This window comes from Streptomyces sp. WELS2 (assembly GCF_013870595.1).
Classification (GTDB): Bacteria; Actinomycetota; Actinomycetes; order Streptomycetales; family Streptomycetaceae; genus Streptomyces.
Genome location: NZ_JACBWZ010000657.1, coordinates 1 through 3,570, shown reverse-complemented (window position 1 = coordinate 3,570; position 3,570 = coordinate 1). Strand labels below are relative to the sequence as shown.

Below are 3,570 nucleotides of genomic sequence, written 5' to 3'. Positions count from 1 at the left end.
TCAAGAAGCTGCCGCACTACGACGGTTCGCCGCGCATCTGCGAACTCGTCCGGTCTGCCGGTGGCCGTGCGCGACGGCGAGACCGGCTTCCTCGTCCAGGGCCACGACCCGGCCGACTACGCGCGGGTGCTGGGCCGCTTCGCCGACCACCCGGACCTCACCGAGCGCATGGGCCGGGCCGCCGCCCGGCACGCCCAGTCCTTCGGCTGGGACACGGCCGCCGCCGCCACCGCCGACGTCTACACGGCCGCGACCCAGTCCCACCGCCGTCGCGTACGCTCCCACCATGGCTGATGTCGAGAAGGCCGGGCAGGTCCTGGAGGGCGTGTTCAAGGACGCGGAGCTGGAGTGGGAGAGCCCCGCGCCCGGGAACTACGTCGTCAGGCTCCCCGGCACCCGCAAGCTGTCCACGACGGTCTCCTTCCTCGTCGGCCGCCACTCGCTGTCGCTGAACGCCTTCGTCATCCGCCACCCCGACGAGAACGAGCCCGGCGTCCACCGCTGGCTGCTGGAGCGCAACCTCAAGCTGTACGGCGTGAGTTACGCCGTCGACCGGCTCGGCGACATCTACGTCACCGCCCGCCTCCCGCTCGCCTCCGTCACCCCGGACGAGGTCGACCGCCTCCTCGGCCAGGTCCTGGAAGCGGCCGACGGCGCCTTCAACACGCTGCTGGAGCTCGGCTTCGCCTCCTCGATCCGCAAGGAGTACGCCTGGCGCGTGGCCCGCGGCGAGTCCACCAGGAACCTGGCGGCGTTCACGCACCTGATCGAACGCCCGGCGGACTGACGGGGACGGCCCGGGGGCTCAGGACGGGTCGGGTGAGGGGGTCGAAGACCCGGCGCCGTGGTCGAGTTCGTCGGCGAACGCCCGCAGGGCATCGGCCAGTTCCTTCTTGGTCGGCAGCTGGTCGACCTTCTTGTCCAGCTCCGTGATGCGCCGGTTCAGCTCCTCCAGGCTCGCCGCCCCGGTGGGCTCGTCCGTGGGGCCGGCACCGCCGTCGGCGCCCGCGTCGGTGCTCTCACCGGAGCCGCCGCCGTCGACGAGACCGCCGGAGCTGCCGGAGCCGGCGACGGAGCCGTCCTCCGGGGTGCCGTCGGACGTACTGCCGCCGGACGTACCGCCATTGGCCGTACCGCCGTCGGAGGAGCCGCCGTCGGAGGAGCCGCCGTCGGACGTGCCGCCGTCGGACGTGCCGCCGTCGGTCGACGTGCCGCCGGAGGAGATGACGCCGGCGGACATGCCCCCGGTGTCCGAGTCCGGCGGAACGGTGGCCGCGACGCCACGCCCCTGACGGGGAGTGCCGTCCGAAGGAGCGGCGAGCGCCACGCCCACGCCGACGGCGACCAGTGCGGCGGCACCCGCGACGACGAGCGGGACGCGTCCGAGCCGCGACGCCCGGGCGGGGACGGGGGATTCGCCGGAGGTCCGGGTGTCCTGTGCTTCAGGTGTGTCAGCCATGGGGGGAGGTTAACCAGCGGTGATCGGCGGACGGGCGGCTTCCGCCGAACCCCTCGTGCACCGACGCGCGTCTTCGGTGCTCAGCGGCCGCTGTTCCGGTAGCGCCCCGGGGTGACACCGACCAACTTCCGGAAGTGCCGCGTGAGATGGGCCTGGTCGTAGAAGCCGGTGGCCGACGCGACCTCGCCCGGCGGCGCCCCGTCGAGCAGCAGCCTCCGGGCCAGCCCGACCCGCCGGGACATCAGGTACTGGTGCGGTGCGATGCCGTACGCACCGCTGAACGCCCGTACCAGGTGGGCCGGGTGGGCGTGCAGCGACCGCGCCGCCTCCTCCAGGGACACGCCCGCGACGACCCGGGCGTCCAGCAACTCCCGCAGCCGGCGGGCGAGTACCGGGTCCCGCAACCGGCGCGGCGCACCGGCGCGCGGCCGCAGATGCAGCCGCAGCCGCTCCGCGACCAGCGTCAGCCTGCTCTCCGCCTCCAGCTCGTCACCGGGCCGGGCGAGGGCGGAGTGCAGCCGGGCGACCCGCACCCGGAGCACGGGATCGCGCAGATCGGGGGAGTCCACGGCCGGACCGATCAGCTCCTCCCCGAGCCGGCCGGCGTCGAGGTACACGACCCGCTTGCGGAAACCCCCCGGTGTGGCGGGGGAGCCGTTGTGCGGTACGTGCGGCGGCAGCAGCGACACGGTGTCGTGCGGGGTGCCGTGCTCGTGCCGGTCGAGGTCGTACCGCACGGCCCCGTCGTCCACGATCAGCAGCGTCCAGGCGTCGTGGACGTGCATCGGATAGGCGTACTCGGTGAAGCGGGCGTGGAAGACCTCGGTCACGCCCGGCACCACGGGGCGCCACGCGGTGACGAGTTCCTGCCCGGCGGTCATGCAAAAAACGTACAAGACCCGGCCGGCCTGCGGAGGCGAGTCTCGGTCCATGAACACCGAACCCCTCCGCTTCGACACGAAGATCGCCGTCCTGCTGCGCGAGGACCTGGAGCCCTGGCAGCGCCTGAACGTCACCGCCTTCCTGGTCAGCGGCCTCGGCACCGCCTCCCCCGAGGTGATCGGGGAGCCCTACGAGGACGCGGACGCCGTGCCGTACCTGCCGATGTTCCGCCAGCCCGTGCTGGTCTTCGAGGGCGCGAAGGAGACCCTGAAGGCGGCCCACGGAAGGGCGCTGAGCCGCGCCCTGCCGCGCGCGGTGTTCACCTCGGACCTGTTCGCCACGGGCAACGACCGTGACAACCGCGCGGCGGTCCGGGCCGTCCCGACGGACGGCCTGGACCTGGTGGGCCTCGCGGTGTACGGCCCGAAGAACGCCGTGGACAAGGTCCTGAAGGGCGCGCGGATGCATCCGTGAGCGGGGCCCGGCCGGACCTGCCGGGCGGCGCGTGGACACACCCGTGAGCGGGCCCGGCCCTGTGCTCAGCCGAACATGCCGGGCACGTAGTCGCCGGCCGGCTGCCGGACGATGACGTTCGCGCGGTTGTAGGCGTTGATCAGGGCGATGAGCGCGACCAGGGCGCCGAGCTGCTCCTCGTCGTAGTACCGGGCGGCGTTCGCCCAGACCTCGTCCGGGACCCCGGCGCCGTCGGCGATCCGGGTGCCCTGCTCCGCCAGCTCCAGCGCGGCCCGCTCGGCCTCGGTGAAGACGGTGGCCTCCCGCCAGACCGCGACCAGGTGCAGCCGGGTGGCGCTCTCCCCGGCCGCCGCCGCGTCCTTGGTGTGCATGTCGGTGCAGAACCCGCAGCCGTTGATCTGGCTGGCGCGGATCTTCACCAGCTCCTGCGTGGCGGCCGGCAGCGAGGACTCCGCGAGCGCCTGCCCGGCGGCGTTCAAGTGCCGGAGGATCTTGCCGATGACCGGGTTGGTGAAGAGGTTGAGGCGAGCGTCCATGGTGTGCTCCTTGCCGGCTTGTGGCTGGGTCGTGGCTGCTTACACCTCACTGACGGACGCGGGCGCGGGGATGTGACATGGGCGGGTGTGAGCTGGGTCTCACCGCGGGTGGGGCGGGGGTGGGACCGGCGGGTGCGGGCGAGTACGGCACTGCCCCCGCGCCGGCGAGGGCGGGGGCATCGCGGACCTCTTCGTGGAGAAGGGCCTGAAGAAGGCCGG

At 73.3% G+C, this 3,570-nt stretch carries 5 protein-coding genes and 1 pseudogene; 3 read left to right on the top strand and 3 right to left on the bottom strand.

Annotated features, from left to right (window positions below):
• Positions 1–294 (top strand): annotated as a pseudogene (locus H5J33_RS27575) (hypothetical protein); the annotation flags it as partial.
• Positions 287–787 (top strand): YbjN domain-containing protein, encoded by a 501-nt coding sequence (locus H5J33_RS27570; RefSeq protein ID WP_181797544.1) that lies wholly within the window; start codon positions 287–289, stop codon positions 785–787. The pseudogene H5J33_RS27575 and the gene H5J33_RS27570, both read left to right, overlap by 8 nt.
• An 18-nt stretch (positions 788–805) precedes the next feature.
• Here H5J33_RS27570 and H5J33_RS27565 read toward each other — a convergent pair whose 3' ends face one another.
• Complete coding sequence (locus H5J33_RS27565) at positions 806–1,459, bottom strand: hypothetical protein (RefSeq protein WP_258565436.1); 654 nt, start codon at positions 1,457–1,459, stop codon at positions 806–808.
• Between the two features lie 80 nt (positions 1,460–1,539).
• Positions 1,540–2,340 carry an AraC family transcriptional regulator gene (locus H5J33_RS27560; protein ID WP_181797543.1) on the bottom strand — a complete coding sequence of 267 codons (801 nt, stop codon included), beginning with the start codon at positions 2,338–2,340 and terminating at the stop codon, positions 1,540–1,542.
• A 49-nt stretch (positions 2,341–2,389) separates the two neighbouring features.
• Here H5J33_RS27560 and H5J33_RS27555 point away from each other — a divergent pair, with 49 nt between their 5' ends.
• Complete coding sequence (locus tag H5J33_RS27555) at positions 2,390–2,815, top strand: DUF2000 domain-containing protein (RefSeq protein WP_030779720.1); 426 nt, start codon at positions 2,390–2,392, stop codon at positions 2,813–2,815.
• 65 nt (positions 2,816–2,880) lie between these two features.
• Here the strand turns inward: H5J33_RS27555 and H5J33_RS27550 are convergent, their stop codons facing one another.
• Positions 2,881–3,351: a carboxymuconolactone decarboxylase family protein gene (locus H5J33_RS27550; RefSeq protein ID WP_181797541.1), complete on the bottom strand. Its 471-nt coding sequence runs from the start codon at positions 3,349–3,351 to the stop codon at positions 2,881–2,883.
• Between the last annotated feature and the right edge of the window lie 219 nt (positions 3,352–3,570).

What these genes read in the sequence shown, in the direction of transcription:
- H5J33_RS27570 (WP_181797544.1), top strand. Translation starts at nt 287, where the DNA reads ATGGCTGATGTCGAGAAGGCCGGGCAGGTCCTGGAGGGCGTGTTCAAG.
- H5J33_RS27565 (WP_258565436.1), bottom strand. Translation starts at nt 1,459, where the DNA reads ATGGCTGACACACCTGAAGCACAGGACACCCGGACCTCCGGCGAATCC.
- H5J33_RS27560 (WP_181797543.1), bottom strand. Translation starts at nt 2,340, where the DNA reads ATGACCGCCGGGCAGGAACTCGTCACCGCGTGGCGCCCCGTGGTGCCG.
- H5J33_RS27555 (WP_030779720.1), top strand. Translation starts at nt 2,390, where the DNA reads ATGAACACCGAACCCCTCCGCTTCGACACGAAGATCGCCGTCCTGCTG.
- H5J33_RS27550 (WP_181797541.1), bottom strand. Translation starts at nt 3,351, where the DNA reads ATGGACGCTCGCCTCAACCTCTTCACCAACCCGGTCATCGGCAAGATC.